The sequence below is a fragment of the Magnetococcales bacterium genome, from assembly GCA_015231175.1.
GTDB lineage: Bacteria > Pseudomonadota > Magnetococcia > Magnetococcales > DC0425bin3 > HA3dbin3.
On record JADGBZ010000019.1, the window covers coordinates 1 to 15,217 of the forward strand.

Sequence of the window (15,217 nt, forward strand, 5' to 3'; positions counted from 1 at the left end):
GGTGGTGGTGTGACCGACTTCTTCGTGGCGGAGGGTGGAGAGGCAGGGGCGGGTTCGGAATGGGTACGGGTTGCGGAGTGGTCAGCCTCATGCTTTCCAGCCAGGGCGAGCAGGCTGAGGAGGACGGCTGGGGTCAGGAAAACCTGCATCTGAAGTTTCCAGAGGTGAGGCAAAATCAGCAAAAACCACAATGGCAGCATGGTCCATCCCCGCAATGGAAATATGGTCTGTAGATCGCGTGTACCTTTCAGGAACAGCCACTATTCAGCACCCGGCAACAAACCGGGGTCCAGGGGGCTGGCTCCCTGCCAGGGCCTTGGACAGAAGACTGGTGGGGTTCGGGGCGAAGCCCTGTCCAAGGCTTTCATGTTCAGGCTTTTCTTGCAAGGGTGCTGAATGGTTGCCAGGCACATTAATCTTTACATGCGTCGTTGAAAAGTAAAAACTCTCCCCCTGCGATCGATCACCCTGGCGGGGATTATACTTGACGACGGAGAGGAAAGCGGGAAGAATCGGCTGATGGGTCGATTAGAAAAGATTGGGTTGCATATGGGATTTTTTTGGGTTAAGAAACCCTTGATTGCCATTTCAGAACTTTATGATGTTCTGATATGCTAATAAATCAACTTATGAACGATTAATTCTCCTTCTACCAATCGCTTGTCCAAAAACCACAAGTTTTCAAAGGGAGTCGCTGCATGAGTGTCAAAAACGATGCCCAAAGGATGGCGTTGAATACCCCTCTCTTGGACCAACTGGAGTCAGGTGGCTGGCCCAGCTTTGTCACGGATCTGAAAGCGTATTCCAACAAGCGGCCCCAGGTCGGGCAGTTGTTGAACCAGCTCAACGAGTCGTATGAGAACCGCTGGAACTACTGGATCGGCACGGTTCTGAACGTGCCTGGTTACGGTGGCGGCGTGATTGCCCGTCTCTCCCAGAAGGCCGACAAATATCCTGATCTGGCGCAATTTCACACGGTGCGCATCATTGAGCCGCCGGGTTGGGTGTACAACACCAGCAAGTTGCGCGAATTGGCGGATGCCTCCGAAAAGCATGGCGCGGGTATTCTTCAGCTGCATGGCATGAGCGGCGATGTGCTGTTGTTGGGATTCGACAACGACCAGTCCATGTCGGTTGCCGAGGAGCTGATGGAAAAAGGTTGGGACATCGGGGGTTCCGGTGGTGCCTTGCGGACTTTGCAGTGCTGCGTTGGTCAGGCCCGTTGTGAGATGGCCTGTTACGACACGATGAAGGTCACCAAGCACCTGACCGACACCTTCATTCATTATCTGCATCGTCCGGAGTTTGTCTACAAGTTCAAATTCAAGCTCTCCGGCTGCGCGAACGATTGCGCCAACGCCATGATGCGTTCCGACATGCCGATCATCGGAACCTGGCGTGGAGAGATGCAGGTCAATCAGGGCAAGGTGAAAGAGTACGTGAAGGCCAAGGGCCGCGCCTACGTCATCGACAACGTGATCACCCGCTGCCCCACCAAGTGTATCTCCCTGAAAGACGATGACACCCTTGCCGTGGAGCATCAGGATTGTGTGCGTTGTATGCACTGCATCAACGTGATGCACAAGGCCCTGAAGCCTGGCAAGGACAAGGGCGTGACCATCTGCATGGGTGGCAAACGGACCCTGAAGATTGGTGATACCATCGGCATCATGATTGTTCCCTTCATGAAGTTGGAGACCGATGAGGATCTGGATAAGTTGACTGAGTTTGTCGAGCGGGTGTGGGAGTTCTGGAATGACAACGGCATGGATCACGAACGGGTAGGGGAGTTCATCGCCCGTGTGGGTCTGTCGACGTTCCTGGCTGGTATCGGGATTGAACCGGATGCCCGCATGGTGATGCGCCCGCGCAGCAGTCCCTATATCAAGTTCGAGGAGTTGGCTCCGAGCCGTTTTGGTGGTGAGCAGACCAAGATGCCCCCGGTCTGGAACAAAGAGCCCGAAACGACCGAAGCTGCCCAGGCCCAGCGGTAATCCACATCCCAGACTTTTGGAGCGATGACGGACATGAGCGAAACAAAGATGGCGCCCCGCGATCAGGGCGCACCTGATTACAAGATCAACCTGCATCCGGTCATGCTGAAAAACTATGGCAAGTGGGATTATCACGAGCGGGTGCGCCCGGGCGTGTTGGTCCATGTGGCCGAGAATGGGGAGAAGATTTGGACCATTCGCGCCGGTTCTCCCCGCACCCTGAGTGCGGACAAGGTGCGGGAGATTTGTGCGGTCGCCGACAAGTACTGCAAGGGGTATTTGCGGTTTACCACCCGGGCCAATGTCGAATTTTTGGTGGATGACGAATCCCTGATCCAGCCGTTGATCGACGAAGTTGAAAAGGGGAGCCTGAAGTTCCCCGTCGGTGGTACCGGGCCGTCGGTTTCCAACGTTGCGCACACCCAGGGCTGGATGCACTGCAACCTGCCCGGTTCGGACGCAGCCGGTTCCGTGAAGGCCCTGCTCGACGAGTTGATCGAGGACTTCAAGAGCGAGCGGATGCCCAACCGGGTTCACATCTCCTCGTCCTGTTGCCAGATCAACTGCTCCAGCCACGCCGATATCTCTGTGATCGTGCAGCATCATCATCCACCGCGGATCAACCACAGCAACATGCAGATTTGCGAACTGCCCAAGGTGGTCGCGATCTGCCCGGTGGCTGCCATTCGTCCCGCTGTGGTCAACGGGCATGAATCGGTGGAGGTGGTGAAGGAAAAGTGCATGTATTGTGGCGCTTGCCACGGCCAATGCCCGAGCATGGAAATCCGCGATGCGGAGACCGACACCCTCTCCATATGGGTTGGCGGCAAGACCTCCAATGCCCGGACTCCCCCCACCCTGATGAAGCTGGCGGTGTGGGGCCTGCCCAACAATCCGCCCCGTTGGCCGGAGGTGGGCCAGGCAGTGCGGACCATCCTGGACGCTTACAGGAAGGGTGGCAAGGCCTATGAGCGTGTGGGAGAGTGGATTGAGCGGATTGGTTGGCAGCGGTTTTTCGAGGTGACGGGTTTCCCCTTCACACGCTACCACATCGAAGACAGCTCTGATGCCCTCCTGACGTTCAACCGGTCCACCATGGTTCGGATCTGACGGTCTTTTTGTCGTCACCAGGTTAAAAGGAACCGCACGCATGCAGACCAGTATTTTACAGGAAGGACTTTCTCGGGACCAGGTGGCCGACCTCCTCAAACCCTTTGCGGGTGAGGAGGTTGTGGTTCGCAACGGTGCGAGTTGGAAATGTCCCACTTATGTTCAACGTCAGCCCCCCTGTCGGCACGAATGTCCTTCCAGTGAGGACATTCGTGGGTATCTTACCGTCATTGCCCAGGCCCAGATGTTCAAAAGGTCCACGGATGAAGCCTTGGACGAAGCCTGGTACCTCCTGACGGACAAAAACCCCATGCCGGCGACCCATGGTCGTATCTGTCCGCATCCATGCGAGACTGGATGCAATCGGCAGCACAAGGAAGATGGATCCGTGGCCATCAACAACATGGAACGGTTCATTGGCGACCACGGCCTGCGCCGCAAGCTCAAATTGAAAAAGCTTACCGAGGAGAAAACCCGCCGCAAGGTTGCCGTGATTGGCGCCGGTCCGACGGGGCTCTCCTGTGCCTATCAACTGGCCCGCCGGGGCCACTCGGTCACCATCTTCGAGGCTTTCGAGAAGACGGGTGGCATGCTGCGGTACGGGATTCCCCGCTACCGTTTGCCGGATGATGTTCTTGATGCCGAAGTCCAGAACATTCTTGATCTGGGCGTCGAGTTGAAGCTCAAGACCCGTATTGGCAAAGATGTCTCCTTTGAACAGATTCGTCGGGATTTCGATGCTGTTTATCTGGGTATCGGCGCCCACAAGGGGAGCAACCTGGGTATTTCTGGTGAAGAGGGTGCTGCCAACGTGTTTACCGGCGCATCCTTCCTGAACCGGGTCAACACCGGCGCCAAAATTGAGGTGGGCAGCCGGGTGGTGGTCATCGGTGGTGGTGACAGTGCGGTCGATGCGGCACGTGTCTCCCTTCGTCTGCAAGCCGAGTTGGAAAAGGCCCAGGACACCGGCGACGAGAAGGCCATGTTGGCTGCGGAACAGGCCTATGACAAGGAGGTCCACAAGGAAGAGGGCACCCACATGACCGCCAAGATTGCCGTGGATTCGGCACGGGCGTCCTTGCGGGTTTCCAAGTATTCCGAAGTGACCATCCTCTACCGCCGTACCAAGAACGAGATGCCGGCCATCGCCAAGGACGTGGTGGAGGCTGAACACGAGGGCATCAAGTTTGAGTTTTTGGCTGCGCCCAAATCCCTGATTCGGGAGGGTGGGCGTGTTACGGCGATCGTTTGCCAGCGGATGCAGTTGGGTAAACCGGACAAGTCAGGTCGGCGGAGTCCGGAGCCCATCCCGGGAGATGAGTTTACCCTGCCGGTGGACACGGTCATCGTTGGCATTGGTCAGGTGCCGGAGTTGGAAGGCGAACTCTCTGCGCTTGCCAACAAGTGGGGGTGGGTCACGGCCTCCACCTCCATGCAGACCGAGCAACAGGGGGTTTTCGCCGGTGGCGATGTCCTGGGGCTTGGTATCTCGACGCGCTCGGTGGGGCAGGGTCGAATCGCTGCGCAGGCGATCGATGCCCAGCTCCTTTCCAAACACTATTCACCTCCAGCCAAGGGCAGGCCTGTACGCCAGACCGACATGCGTCTGGATTTTTACAAGGCCATGCCGCGTAACGAAGAGGCGCAAATCCCGGTCGATGAGGCCACCCAGGGGTTCCAGGAGATTTTTTCCACTCTCTCCACGGAACAGGCCCTGACCGAGGCGAAGCGATGCATGAGCTGTGGGCAGTGCTTCGTTTGCGACCGGTGCCGCATTTTCTGTCCGCGTGAGGCGATTTCCCGTGATCTGAAACGCCCCAAGGGACAGGTGATGCATACGGATTACACCCGCTGCAACGGTTGCCATGTATGCAACATGGCGTGCCCTTGTGGTTACATCCAGATGGGTATGGGTCTGTAACCGGTTGAACAGGCATCACAGAAGAGCAGGATAATCCCATGCCGGGTTTCCCAATCCCGGCATGGGATCTCTTTATCTAATATATGTTATTAAAAACAAACTCTTGCGTGCGACAGAAAAATAGATGCTTCCCTTAGGAAATCAATTTGTTATCTTGTGAGGGGCTTGCAACCGCCTTATTGTCCCAATTGGAGTCCGAACATGACATCGTCCGATGAAAATAACAGAGTCTTCGACTTCCTGGACCACTCCACACACCTGGAAGGGGATCGTCTGGTTGGGGAGTACCAGGGTTTGCGTTTGTTCAGCCACTTTCAGTCGGTATTCAGCCTCGCCCATCAGCGGCAGGTCGGAGTCGAGGCCATCTTCAGTGGTATCGATCCGGGCAAGCCGGATGAGGGGACACTGACATCCTTCAACGTCTTCTCCAGAATTCCGCCGGAAGCTGTGGTGCCGATGGATCAGCTTCGCCAGTATCAGCATTTCAGGAATTTTGTCGGCGCCAACATGAAAGATCGTTGGCTCTTCATCAACCTTCATCCGAAGATTTTGATGAGTCAGGGGGGGCAGGATATTGAATTTCTGGGCGACCTTTTGCAACATGTTGGCCTGAAACCCCATCAGGTTGTCGTTGCCTTGCGGGAGCACTCGGATGTCGGCAGTGACAAGATCGTCCGCACGATGGAAGGCCTGCGCAAACTGGGCACCCTGATTGCGTTTGATGACTACAGCTCCGGTATTGGCAATCTGGACCGTCTTTGGACCCTGCGTCCGGATATCGTCAAGCTGAAGCACAACTTTATTGAAAATGCCATGCAGCATCCCCAGGCCATGCGCATGCTGAATAAGTTGGTCTCCCTGATTCACGCCTCGGGCTGTCTGGTTTTGATGGAAAAGATCGAGACTGCCGATGAAGCCGTCGTGGCGATGGAGACCAGCGCCGATTTTGTCCAGGGGCACTTTTTTGGCGGCGCCCATCCCCGGCCCATGCGCAAGGATGTTCGTTTCAGCAGCGGATTTTTTGCCGACCTGGCGGAAAAGCACGAGCGTATCCTCGTTCGCCGAACGCGGAACCTCAAGACCGATCTCTCCGATTTGACCAACGACTTCATGGATTGTGCCTGGGGTATCGCTGATGGCGGATCCATCGATGATGCTGGCCAGGCTATCCTGCAACGGCGGCGGACTGAGCGGCTTTATCTTCTCAATGAGCATGGCGTCCAGGTTGGTGAGCACATATACGGACATCACCAATCGGCCCACAACGATCCCCGTCATCTCCCCCTTGAGGATTCGATGGGCTCCACGTGGACCCGGCGTGCCATCTTCACTGATGCCATTCGCCACCCCTCCATTGTGCAGACTTCTGCGCCCTTCCGCTCTATTTCCAGTTTGAACACCTCTGTCACCCTGTCGGTTTCGGTGCGTATTGGTGGCAAGTTGCATGTGCTTTGCTGCGACGTGCGCTGGGATGAGGGTGTTGTGGAAAATGGTTGAGGGGTGCTGTTTTAAAGACCAGGTTTTGTAGTTCCCGAGGCTTTGGTTTGCCCGGGATTTGGAAATGGACCCTAAGTGCGCCAAGGGGGGAGTGAGTATCTCTCCAACTTGGACCTTGGGGTCTTTTTTTTGTCCAAGCTTTTTTTGAAGGATTCCGGTTTGTTGCTGAAGGTTATAACCTGCGGAACCGGCAATAAATAAAACTTTGCTTTTTGTTTTTGGGCGTCGTGTGAATCTCCGGGATCGATTCCAGCAGCTCGAAATGGGGACCGAGTTCGCGTGACAGCGATTTGGGTGTATAGCGAACGGTCTCGAGGTTGCTGCATTTTTCGGGTCCATCCACGGAAAAGGTGGCGATGATGACATGGCCGTTGGGTTTGACGTGTTCTTCGAGGCTGGCGATATAAGCGCGACGTTGGTCGCTTTGGGTGAAAAAATGGAAGACGGCCCGGTCATGCCAAAGGTCAAAGGGGCCCGGGCTGTCAAATCGAATGACATCGGCCTCAATCCACTCCACCTCTCTTTCCCGGTCCATAAGGCGCAGGCGGGCGTTTTCCAAGGCTACGGATGAGATATCCAACACGGTCAGGTTTTGATAACCGGCTGTCAAAAGGTGATCCACCAGCGTCGAAGCCCCTCCGCCCACATCGATGATGGCTCCATCCTCGTTCATCGCGGTATTTTCAATCAAGGTCATGGACGTCAGCGGGATTCTTTGGTACCAACTTGTCTCGGTAATCTTTTTTTTGCCGTAGATTTTTTCCCAATGCGCTTTTCTGTCCATGTGATTCCCCCTCTGTCAAGGGTGTTGGATGGCTATGACTTGCTGCCGTCCTGCTTTGGGCCGGGATCGACAGGTGAACCCTTTTTAGAACGCCAACGCAGGGTCATCCTATCTCCTTTAACCTCCCAGGAAAGCATTTGATTGAAGAATTGTATGCCCAGGAGGGCCGTGCGCATGGGGGCGCCGTTTATGTTGGCCGTGACCCCCTTCATGTGCAGATCTCCCAGCCTGAACTCTTCCAGCACCACGGTGGCAACTTGAAGGTTGCCACGGGTTGTGGGAAGGGTTTGATCAAAGTTTAAATTTTCCGGACGGAATCCAAGTTTGCGCGCTGTTCGGGGTGGCAGCACAATGCCGGATGATGCGGTATCGATCAGGAAACTGACGGGTTGCTTGTTGATCAGGGCTTCCATGTAGAAGTGTCCGTTGGTTGCCCGGTAGAGGGTTGTGGAGGCGGATTGTTCATCATAGCCAAAGCGGGGTATCAGACTGGCCATGACGTGGTCCATCAGGTGGTGAATCTCCGTTCTGAGGGCCAAACCGGCTCCAAGGCACACGACGATGGACCACCATATCGTGTTTCGTTGTATTTTTCTGAACAATTGCTTCACAGTGTTGGAGGCCAGCAACCAACCCGCCACGATGGCCAGAACCAACGGACCGCCCAGGGAAGTGTGCAGGTCGTGACCTGACAAGGGGCCTACAAACAAAGTGTGGCCGAACAGGACAATCGCCACCAGGGGTCCGGTAAAAATCAGGAACCTGAACCAGGACCAGTTTGTCTTGTCGTTGTTTTGCGGGGCATGGGCGTGTTTGTGGCGCATGCGTTTCAGGTAGCAGGGCTGATCCTTGGGTTGCCTGGCGCCAAGCGCGACGATGGGTATGGGGTCCGGTCCTGGTGTCATGGTCGATCCGATCCTTGTTCAGGAGGTCATCCTTATTGTTTTGCCTCAATTTTTGCCCAGGAATCACGCAGGGTGACGGTGCGGTTGAATACGGGCTTTCCGGGGGTCGAGTTTTTGGTATCGACGCAAAAATATCCGAGGCGTTCCAATTGGAAGCGGCTTCCGGGCGTGGCGAGGTCCAGGGAGTTTTCCATGGGGCACGTTGGCAGGGTGTGCAGTGAATCAGGATTCAGGGAGTCCCGGAAGTCTTTCTCTTCCCGGTCTTCGCCAGGGTTGGGTTTGCTGAACAGGCGGTCGTAGAGACGGATTTCGTGCCGGACGCAATGTCGGACCGACACCCAGTGGATGACCCCTTTGACTTTGCGTCCCTCCGGGTTGGCATTCAGGGTGGTGGGATCCAGGGTGCAATGCAACGCGACGACGACGCCGGTGTCAGGATCTTTGGTGACCTGATGGCAACGGATCACGTAGGCGTGGCGCAGACGCACCTCTCCGTGCAGGGCCAGGCGCTTGAATTTGGGGGGTGCGATCTCTCGGAAGTCGTCCCGCTCGATATAGATGTCGCGACTGAACCCCAAGGTCCGGGTGCCCATGTCGGGATGATTGGGGTGGCAGGGGACTGTCAGCATCTCCTCCTGTCCATCCGGATAATTGTCGATGATGACCCGGATCGGGTCCAACACGGCCATGGCCCGGGGGACGCTCTCTTCCAGGTCGTCGCGCAAGCAGTTTTCCAACAGGCTCATCTCCACCTTGTTGGGGGCTTTGGTAATGCCGATGCGATGGCAAAATTCTCTTATGGATTCTGGTGTATAACCGCGTCTGCGCAAGCCGGAAATGGTTGGCATGCGGGGGTCATCCCAGCCGCTGACCACTTTGGACACCACCAGCTCGTTGAGCAGGCGTTTGCTCATTACTGTGTATTCCAGGGAGAGCCGGGAAAATTCAATTTGCCGGGGGTGGCATGGCGTGGACAGTTGATCCAATACCCAATCATACAGGGGGCGATGGTCCTCGAACTCAAGGGTACACAGGGAGTGGGTGATTCCCTCCAGGGCGTCTGACAGGCAGTGGGTATAGTCGTACATGGGGTAGATGCACCACTGATCGCTGGTTTGATGGTGTGATGCATGGATGATTCGGTACAAAATGGGATCCCGCATGTTGATATTGGGGGAAGCCATGTCGATACGGGCGCGCAGCACATGTGCCCCATCGGGGAATTCGCCGGCCCGCATGCGGCGGAACAGATCCAGATTCTCTTCCACGGAGCGGTTGCGGTAGGGGCTGTCTTGTCCGGGTTCTGTCAGGGTTCCACGATACACCCGGATTTGTTCCGCGCTGAGACTGCACACATAGGCTTTGCCTGCCATGATCAGGGCTTCTGCATAGGCGTAGATTTGGGGAAAATAGTCCGAGGCAAAATAGCGCCGTTCTCCAAATTCAAAGCCGAGCCAACGGACATCCTCCTCGATGGAACGGATATACTCCGGTTCCTCCCTGGTGGGGTTGGTATCGTCAAACCTGAGGTTGCACTTTCCCCCCGGATTTTCCTGGGCAACTCCAAAGTTGAGGCAGATGGATTTGGCATGCCCGATATGCAGGTAGCCATTGGGTTCGGGTGGAAAACGGGTCACAACCTGGGCATGTTTGCCACTCCGCAGATCTTCGGCCACGATGGCCCGAATGAAATCGATCGGTTTGGCCTCTTCCGGTTTTGCCATGGGGACTCACTCCACTCCTTGATTGCTGGCGCTCCTGATGGGGAACAACTTCCGGTAAAATATACATTTTGTGCAGCCTCGCCAACCCTTTTTCCCACCGCAGGCGACAATCTGTGTCAGTATCATGACGATCGTCAAAAACTCAACACGCAAACGCCGTGGAGGCGTGGCATCGGCTGTGGTTGAGGGCCTTCCATTCGTGTTTTTGAAGATTGGCGACCTTTGGCCCGAAAATTGCTCTAACCCTGACGACTGTCCATTTTGCCCCAGAATTGGCTGTAAATGACGTAAATAAATATAAAACGGAAAGGTTGCAAACATGTCCACACAGACTGTCGATCTTGACAAGTTGGCCAAGGTCTTGAATTTGACCTTCGCTGACCGGGAGGGTGAAGTTCTCAATGCAACCCGTATGGCCATACGGATGTTGAAGAATGCCCGCATGGATTTTAACGATATTTTTCGGCTGTCACAGGGTTCTCCCCGGGTGGAGCAGGAGCAGGCATTGACGGTGCAAGGCGTTCGCAAGGAGTACGATGCGTTGATCGAGTCGCTGCATCGCGACTACGCCATGCGCATCGCCTCCCTGAACAGGAGGATTGCCCAGATGAACCAACAACCCTCTTCGCAACAAGCTGCCCCCGCTGACGTAAAGAGCAAGGAGTATCAAGAGGAGATCAATGCCTTGCGTCGGCAGGTTGAGTGGTGGAAGGCGAGGAACAATCAGCAACTGGAAAAAGCCCAGGAGAAACACCGTCGCGAGATTGACCACCTCAATCGAAGGCTCGACTTTTGGCGCAACTTTGCCACGGCGCAACGCGCATAAGCATCATGGCGAATACCAGGGCTGCCATGGCTGTGGCTGACGTTGGGTGCAGCCAAGCCATGGAGAGCCCTGGAGTGTGTACGTTGAGGGGGCGTCAGCATCCGTGGACGCGGTCGCTCAACTCGGCGAGGGCGCGTTCCATATCGCGCAGTTCCTGTTCTTTGAGCGTGACATCGGTTTTGACCAATTTGATGGTGTCGGCGATAAAATGGCGTATCACCTCCTGGCGGGGACCGGGGGGGATATCATGCAAACGTTCCACAAAGCTCTGCAGCTGTCCGCGTGCGGTGTGGATGGAGAGTTCGAGCTGGACGGTTTTTTGCTGCCGTTCCAGGATTTCGTCACGCACCTGAGCCAATTTCAGTTGTTGGCCATGGTCGAAATCCCGGGCGCGCCGATCCAGATAGATCTGGTAGGCGCTTTGGAAGCGTGCCCAGAGGCGTTCGTCTTCTTCGTCTCCCGTTGAAGGGATACCGCGCAGTTGGTTCATGATACGCCGCAACGTTTTGCCGGTGGTCCGCCAGTCCTGGGAATGGATCAAGCTTTCAGCGGTACGTACCAGCATCTCTTTACGGACACGGTTGATCAAGCGGAGCTTGTGATTTTCCCGATTCTGTTCTTCCATGGGTGCCGTGCTCTATTGATGGGTGGCGTTGAGTTCTTCTTGCAGGGCGTTGCGGTCGAACCACCAATCCCCCATGACCATGACTTCCAGCCCATCGATGACTTTGGACAGATAAAAGTCCGGTTCATTCAGGCGGTTGGCAACGACCCAATCCTGAAACGCCTGCTCTCCCTCGGGAACTTTTTGGGATTCACAGATCAGGTGCAACATCTGCTGAGCCTGGGCGACGGCAAACTCACGGCCTGCGTCATCTCCCTTCCGGTGGCGGGCCAAAAAATAGGCCAGGGCGCCCATGGGACCGGCGAGTTCGTGTTGTGGTCCGATGGTCATGACGACCTCCCGCAAAGCCGTTACCACAGCGATGGCGGCAACGTTGCTTTTGAGGGCCATCCAGGCGCGCTGTGCTGCCGCCTTGTGGGTATGGGGAAAGCGCCGGCTTGTGGAGAGATCGGTCAAGACCTTGAGTGCTTCTTCCCAGTTGCGCTTTTCACTGCACTCGGTCAGATAGAGGATTTTTTCCTGCCACGGAGTCTCTGGAGGGGCACTCAGCCCGGGGGGAGGGGAGGGCATGGAAATAGAGATGGGGAAGGTTTTTTTGGATTCTGTAGTTCCAGACATGACCAGATCACCTTTCGGATGCCTGAGAGAACAACTCAGGAGCCTGATGGCGTAGGAGATAGAGTTCGGCGGTGATGATTGGTGCATCGACACGTTTGGCGCGGTGAAGCCGCTTCGCGACCAGAGGGATTAAACGTTTTCTTTGACTGTCCGTCAATAACGAAAATTCATTGCCATCCAGGATTTGGGCAACTTGAGCTTCCAGGCGGGCCATCCGTTCCGGGGTGTCCAGCGCAATGGATTGTTGGGTCATGGGGTCACGTTTCGTTTTCAGTGTGGTTTGCCAAGCCACCAGGGCGGTGGTGCCGACGAGGGATCAAACAGCCAGTCATCGGAGCCGACCAGTGACTCCAACAAATGGTTCAAGGCGGGCAAGAGCTGGTTGACATCGTGCCACTGTGGGTCACTGAGCCAGGCATCCAACTCCTCGGGGGGAATTTCCCGGGCATCGGCACAGGCGGCCAACAGGAGGAGGGCTTTGGCGCGCTCCTCGGAGTTGGGCAGTTCGTTGCCTTTGCAGCGCAGCAGGAGGAGGGGGGCGCCCGCTGCGATCAACAACCCGCCGGGTGATTCCGGCCCCAATTCGTTGAGCATTTCGGCGCAGCGATTCAGCAGGACATCAGGGGTGACAGGTACCCGCAACGCCAGCCACAAGGCTTGTGCCCGACCTGGGCGGATGGCATCCTTGTCGATGAAGGCGTGGTTGTTCACCACGGTGACCAGATCCGACCAGGCGTCGGCGCGTTCCAGTGCGGTGATGGCCTGGAGGTTCAAGCGGATGGCCTCGTCATAATCCTTGGCCTTGAAGGAGACGAAGGCCATATTGGCGAGGGTGTTGGCCATGCCCTCCAGGTCTCCCTGGCTTTCGCGCAGCTCCATGGCGTGGCGAAACAGAACCATGGCACGCTCCGCATCGTCGGTATGGACGGCCAGAAGGGCCATTTGGTGAAGCGTGGTCGCTTCGCCAGGGTTATCCCCGCAACCCTGATAACCCTCCAGCGCCTGCCGGTAAAAATTCAAGGCGCCTTCATGATCTCCCTGCATGGAGGCCTGATTGCCTTGTTTCAGGAGCCATTCGTTGGGGTCGTGGTCTTGGTTCATGGTGGAGTTTCGCTTTCTGGAAAAGGATCCCGGTGTGGCAGGGGGTTGCGGTCAGCTCGGAATGACCGGAGAATCTTCGATCAGGAGGGTTTCCAGGTGACCACCCAGATAGATGACGGTTCCTTGTCGGCGGAGTTGTGTTTGATCCGTAAACTCGAACGTATAGACACGCTGGATGCACATCTGGCCGGAGGCGTTACGGCGGAGGCCCAGGTAGCTGATTGCCACCGTGTCATCCAGGAGTTGGATGGCCATGTCGTCACACACCCTTTGGGCCAGGAGCAGGGTGCGCTCCCTCGCCTGCATTTGAAAATACCAGACGACAACGACCAGGAGTATGCAAGGGATGAGCACGGATTCAGTCACGCAGCGACCCATGGGCAAATCATATGGTTGGCACGGATGATGCCGGGCATTTGAGATATTGTCATGGGGCCGTTGCCGTGGGGCGCCCATCCAGATCCCTCCACGGTACATCGAACCCACGAGAAAGACAAAAGAAAAATGATGCTCCGGCTGGTTTTGGTGATGACAATCTGGACGTATGGGCTGTCGGCCATGGCGGAAGATGCCGTGGATCATGCGCGGCAGCGCATCACCCTGGCCATGACCGAGGAACCCCCGGGTCTCAACAGCATGAAGGCGACGGACCAGGTGAGTTTTTTTATCCTCAACCATATTGGTGAAGGGTTGGTGCGCTATGGTGAGGGGAACCGTCTCGAGCCGGGAGTGGCGGAAAGCTGGCATCTGGACGAACAGAGCGCCGTGTTTCATTTGCGTCCGACGGCCCGTTGGAGTGATGGCCGACCAGTCACGGCGCATGATTTTGTCTTTGCCTGGCGGATGGTCGTGGCCCCGGAAACAGCGTCGGAATACGCCTTTTTTCTCTATCCTGTCCGCAACGCCCGGGAGATCAACATTGGGCAACAACCTGTCAGCAATCTTGGCGTCGTCGCCCTGGATGATCACACCCTGCGGGTTATCTTGGCCAGGCCATGCAGCTATTTTTTGCGTCTGACCGCCTTTGGCACCTATTTCCCGGTTCGGGAGGATTTTTTTCGCAGCCGGGGCGAGCGCTATGCAGCCGATGTCTCCGACCTGCTCGCCAACGGTCCCTTTCGCTTGACGCGCTGGGTCCATGGAGCCTCGTTGCGCCTGGAACGCAACGAACTGTATTGGGGTCGGGAGCAGGTCAATCTGCGGGAGATCGATATTCCCTTCATCACCTCCAACCCGGCTACGCTTTTCAACCTTTTCCGGGATGGCAAAATTGCCATGGCCGGCCTGGATGCGGAAACCTTGCAGGAGGCTTTGCGACGCCGGTTTCACTTGCGCCGTTTTGCTGACGGGTCGGTGTTTTTTCTGGAATTCAATTTTCGACCGGACCGGGTGACCCGCAATCTGAATCTACGCAAGGCGATGCAGTTGGTGTTTGATTCATCCGAGCTGGTCAACAAGGTGATCGGACTGCCTGGCACTTTGCCGACTCCTTCCCTTTTTCCGACCTGGCTCAAGGGGGTCAAACAAACGTTCCGGGAGGAGTTTCCGGTTCCCGAGATGCACCGGGATACGCATCTGGCCCGGGAGCATCTGGCCATGGCCAGGAAGGAACTGGGAGTGACCGCCATTCCTCCCCTGGTGTTCCTGACCGGGGACAGCGACAGTTCTGCCAAGGAAGCTGAATATTTTCAGTATCTTTTTAAACGTGAACTCGGCTTGCATTTGCGTATTGATCGCCAAACCTTCAAGCAACGTTTGGCCCGCATGAGTGCGGGGCAGTTTGACATCACCTCGGCGGCTTGGGGGCCCGATTTTGATGACCCCATCACCTTTGGCGATCTTTTTGCCTCCTGGAATCAGAACAATCGAGGGCGTTATGTCAGTGCTGTTCTTGACCGGTGGGTGGATGTGGCCAGGGATGAGCTTGATCCTGCCCTGCGCATGCAAGCCTTTGCCGGCATTCAGGAGCAACTGATTCGTGATGTGGTGATCCTGCCAGAGTTTGAGCGGAGTCTGGTTTATGTCCAAAACCCCCGTTTGAAGGGGGTGGTGCGGCGTATTTTTGGCGCCGACCCGGATTATACCCATGCCCGGGTGGTACCCTGAAGGAAA

Annotated in this window: 14 protein-coding genes; 6 read left to right on the plus strand and 8 right to left on the minus strand. The window is 56.2% G+C overall.

The genetic code is table 11. The features are described 5' to 3' along the window. Window positions 1–725 precede the first annotated feature (725 nt). The 4 genes from dsrA (at window position 726) to HQL63_06205 (ending at window position 6,522) form a co-directional block, all read left to right on the plus strand. Window positions 726–1,994 carry a dissimilatory-type sulfite reductase subunit alpha gene (dsrA, locus tag HQL63_06190; GenBank protein ID MBF0176424.1) on the plus strand — a complete coding sequence of 423 codons (1,269 nt, stop codon included), beginning with the start codon at window positions 726–728 and terminating at the stop codon, window positions 1,992–1,994. A gap of 24 nt (window positions 1,995–2,018) precedes the next feature. Beyond that, window positions 2,019–3,104, plus strand: a complete 1,086-nt coding sequence (gene dsrB / locus HQL63_06195) for a dissimilatory-type sulfite reductase subunit beta (GenBank protein MBF0176425.1) — start codon at window positions 2,019–2,021, stop codon at window positions 3,102–3,104. Window positions 3,105–3,144: 40 nt separating this feature from the next. Further along, window positions 3,145–5,025 carry an FAD-dependent oxidoreductase gene (locus HQL63_06200; protein ID MBF0176426.1) on the plus strand — a complete coding sequence of 627 codons (1,881 nt, stop codon included), beginning with the start codon at window positions 3,145–3,147 and terminating at the stop codon, window positions 5,023–5,025. A 201-nt stretch (window positions 5,026–5,226) separates the two neighbouring features. Further along, entirely contained in the window at window positions 5,227–6,522 is a 1,296-nt protein-coding gene (locus HQL63_06205; GenBank protein ID MBF0176427.1) for an EAL domain-containing protein, read from the plus strand. A 172-nt stretch (window positions 6,523–6,694) separates the two neighbouring features. On the opposite strand, the gene HQL63_06210 is transcribed toward HQL63_06205, so the two are convergent. Genes HQL63_06210 through HQL63_06220 form a run of 3 tightly spaced genes read right to left on the minus strand, consistent with a single transcriptional unit; the run spans window position 6,695 to window position 9,935 of the window. Next, window positions 6,695–7,306, minus strand: a complete 612-nt coding sequence (locus HQL63_06210) for a class I SAM-dependent methyltransferase (GenBank protein MBF0176428.1) — start codon at window positions 7,304–7,306, stop codon at window positions 6,695–6,697. 32 nt (window positions 7,307–7,338) lie between these two features. After that, window positions 7,339–8,211 (minus strand): TIGR02281 family clan AA aspartic protease, encoded by an 873-nt coding sequence (locus tag HQL63_06215; protein ID MBF0176429.1) that lies wholly within the window; start codon window positions 8,209–8,211, stop codon window positions 7,339–7,341. Between the two features lie 32 nt (window positions 8,212–8,243). Then, window positions 8,244–9,935, minus strand: coding sequence for a glutamine--tRNA ligase/YqeY domain fusion protein (locus tag HQL63_06220; protein MBF0176430.1), 1,692 nt, complete (start codon window positions 9,933–9,935; stop codon window positions 8,244–8,246). Between the two features lie 319 nt (window positions 9,936–10,254). On the opposite strand from HQL63_06220, the gene HQL63_06225 reads away from it, so the two are divergent. After that, window positions 10,255–10,761 (plus strand): hypothetical protein, encoded by a 507-nt coding sequence (locus HQL63_06225; GenBank protein ID MBF0176431.1) that lies wholly within the window; start codon window positions 10,255–10,257, stop codon window positions 10,759–10,761. Window positions 10,762–10,855: 94 nt separating this feature from the next. On the opposite strand, the gene HQL63_06230 is transcribed toward HQL63_06225, so the two are convergent. Genes HQL63_06230 through HQL63_06250 form a run of 5 tightly spaced genes read right to left on the minus strand, consistent with a single transcriptional unit; the run spans window position 10,856 to window position 13,471 of the window. Beyond that, complete coding sequence (locus HQL63_06230; protein MBF0176432.1) at window positions 10,856–11,386, minus strand: hypothetical protein; 531 nt, start codon at window positions 11,384–11,386, stop codon at window positions 10,856–10,858. 12 nt (window positions 11,387–11,398) lie between these two features. Next, window positions 11,399–12,004 carry a hypothetical protein gene (locus HQL63_06235; GenBank protein MBF0176433.1) on the minus strand — a complete coding sequence of 202 codons (606 nt, stop codon included), beginning with the start codon at window positions 12,002–12,004 and terminating at the stop codon, window positions 11,399–11,401. Window positions 12,005–12,011: 7 nt separating this feature from the next. Beyond that, window positions 12,012–12,257, minus strand: coding sequence for a hypothetical protein (locus tag HQL63_06240; protein ID MBF0176434.1), 246 nt, complete (start codon window positions 12,255–12,257; stop codon window positions 12,012–12,014). A 17-nt stretch (window positions 12,258–12,274) separates the two neighbouring features. Further along, window positions 12,275–13,105, minus strand: coding sequence for a tetratricopeptide repeat protein (locus HQL63_06245; protein MBF0176435.1), 831 nt, complete (start codon window positions 13,103–13,105; stop codon window positions 12,275–12,277). 51 nt (window positions 13,106–13,156) lie between these two features. After that, window positions 13,157–13,471: a DUF3301 domain-containing protein gene (locus HQL63_06250; GenBank protein MBF0176436.1), complete on the minus strand. Its 315-nt coding sequence runs from the start codon at window positions 13,469–13,471 to the stop codon at window positions 13,157–13,159. A 162-nt stretch (window positions 13,472–13,633) separates the two neighbouring features. Between HQL63_06250 and HQL63_06255 the strand changes: the two genes are divergently transcribed. Then, on the plus strand, window positions 13,634–15,211 hold the full coding sequence (locus tag HQL63_06255) for a peptide ABC transporter substrate-binding protein (protein MBF0176437.1): 1,578 nt from the start codon (window positions 13,634–13,636) through the stop codon (window positions 15,209–15,211). Window positions 15,212–15,217 lie beyond the last annotated feature (6 nt).

Excerpts from the sequence above, each read along its gene's own strand:
- dsrA (MBF0176424.1), top strand. The coding sequence starts at position 726 with ATGGCGTTGAATACCCCTCTCTTGGACCAACTGGAGTCAGGTGGCTGG.
- dsrB (MBF0176425.1), top strand. The coding sequence starts at position 2,019 with ATGACGGACATGAGCGAAACAAAGATGGCGCCCCGCGATCAGGGCGCA.
- HQL63_06200 (MBF0176426.1), top strand. The coding sequence starts at position 3,145 with ATGCAGACCAGTATTTTACAGGAAGGACTTTCTCGGGACCAGGTGGCC.
- HQL63_06205 (MBF0176427.1), top strand. The coding sequence starts at position 5,227 with ATGACATCGTCCGATGAAAATAACAGAGTCTTCGACTTCCTGGACCAC.
- HQL63_06210 (MBF0176428.1), bottom strand. The coding sequence starts at position 7,306 with ATGGACAGAAAAGCGCATTGGGAAAAAATCTACGGCAAAAAAAAGATT.
- HQL63_06215 (MBF0176429.1), bottom strand. The coding sequence starts at position 8,211 with ATGACACCAGGACCGGACCCCATACCCATCGTCGCGCTTGGCGCCAGG.
- HQL63_06220 (MBF0176430.1), bottom strand. The coding sequence starts at position 9,935 with ATGGCAAAACCGGAAGAGGCCAAACCGATCGATTTCATTCGGGCCATC.
- HQL63_06225 (MBF0176431.1), top strand. The coding sequence starts at position 10,255 with ATGTCCACACAGACTGTCGATCTTGACAAGTTGGCCAAGGTCTTGAAT.
- HQL63_06230 (MBF0176432.1), bottom strand. The coding sequence starts at position 11,386 with ATGGAAGAACAGAATCGGGAAAATCACAAGCTCCGCTTGATCAACCGT.
- HQL63_06235 (MBF0176433.1), bottom strand. The coding sequence starts at position 12,004 with ATGTCTGGAACTACAGAATCCAAAAAAACCTTCCCCATCTCTATTTCC.
- HQL63_06240 (MBF0176434.1), bottom strand. The coding sequence starts at position 12,257 with ATGACCCAACAATCCATTGCGCTGGACACCCCGGAACGGATGGCCCGC.
- HQL63_06245 (MBF0176435.1), bottom strand. The coding sequence starts at position 13,105 with ATGAACCAAGACCACGACCCCAACGAATGGCTCCTGAAACAAGGCAAT.
- HQL63_06255 (MBF0176437.1), top strand. The coding sequence starts at position 13,634 with ATGACAATCTGGACGTATGGGCTGTCGGCCATGGCGGAAGATGCCGTG.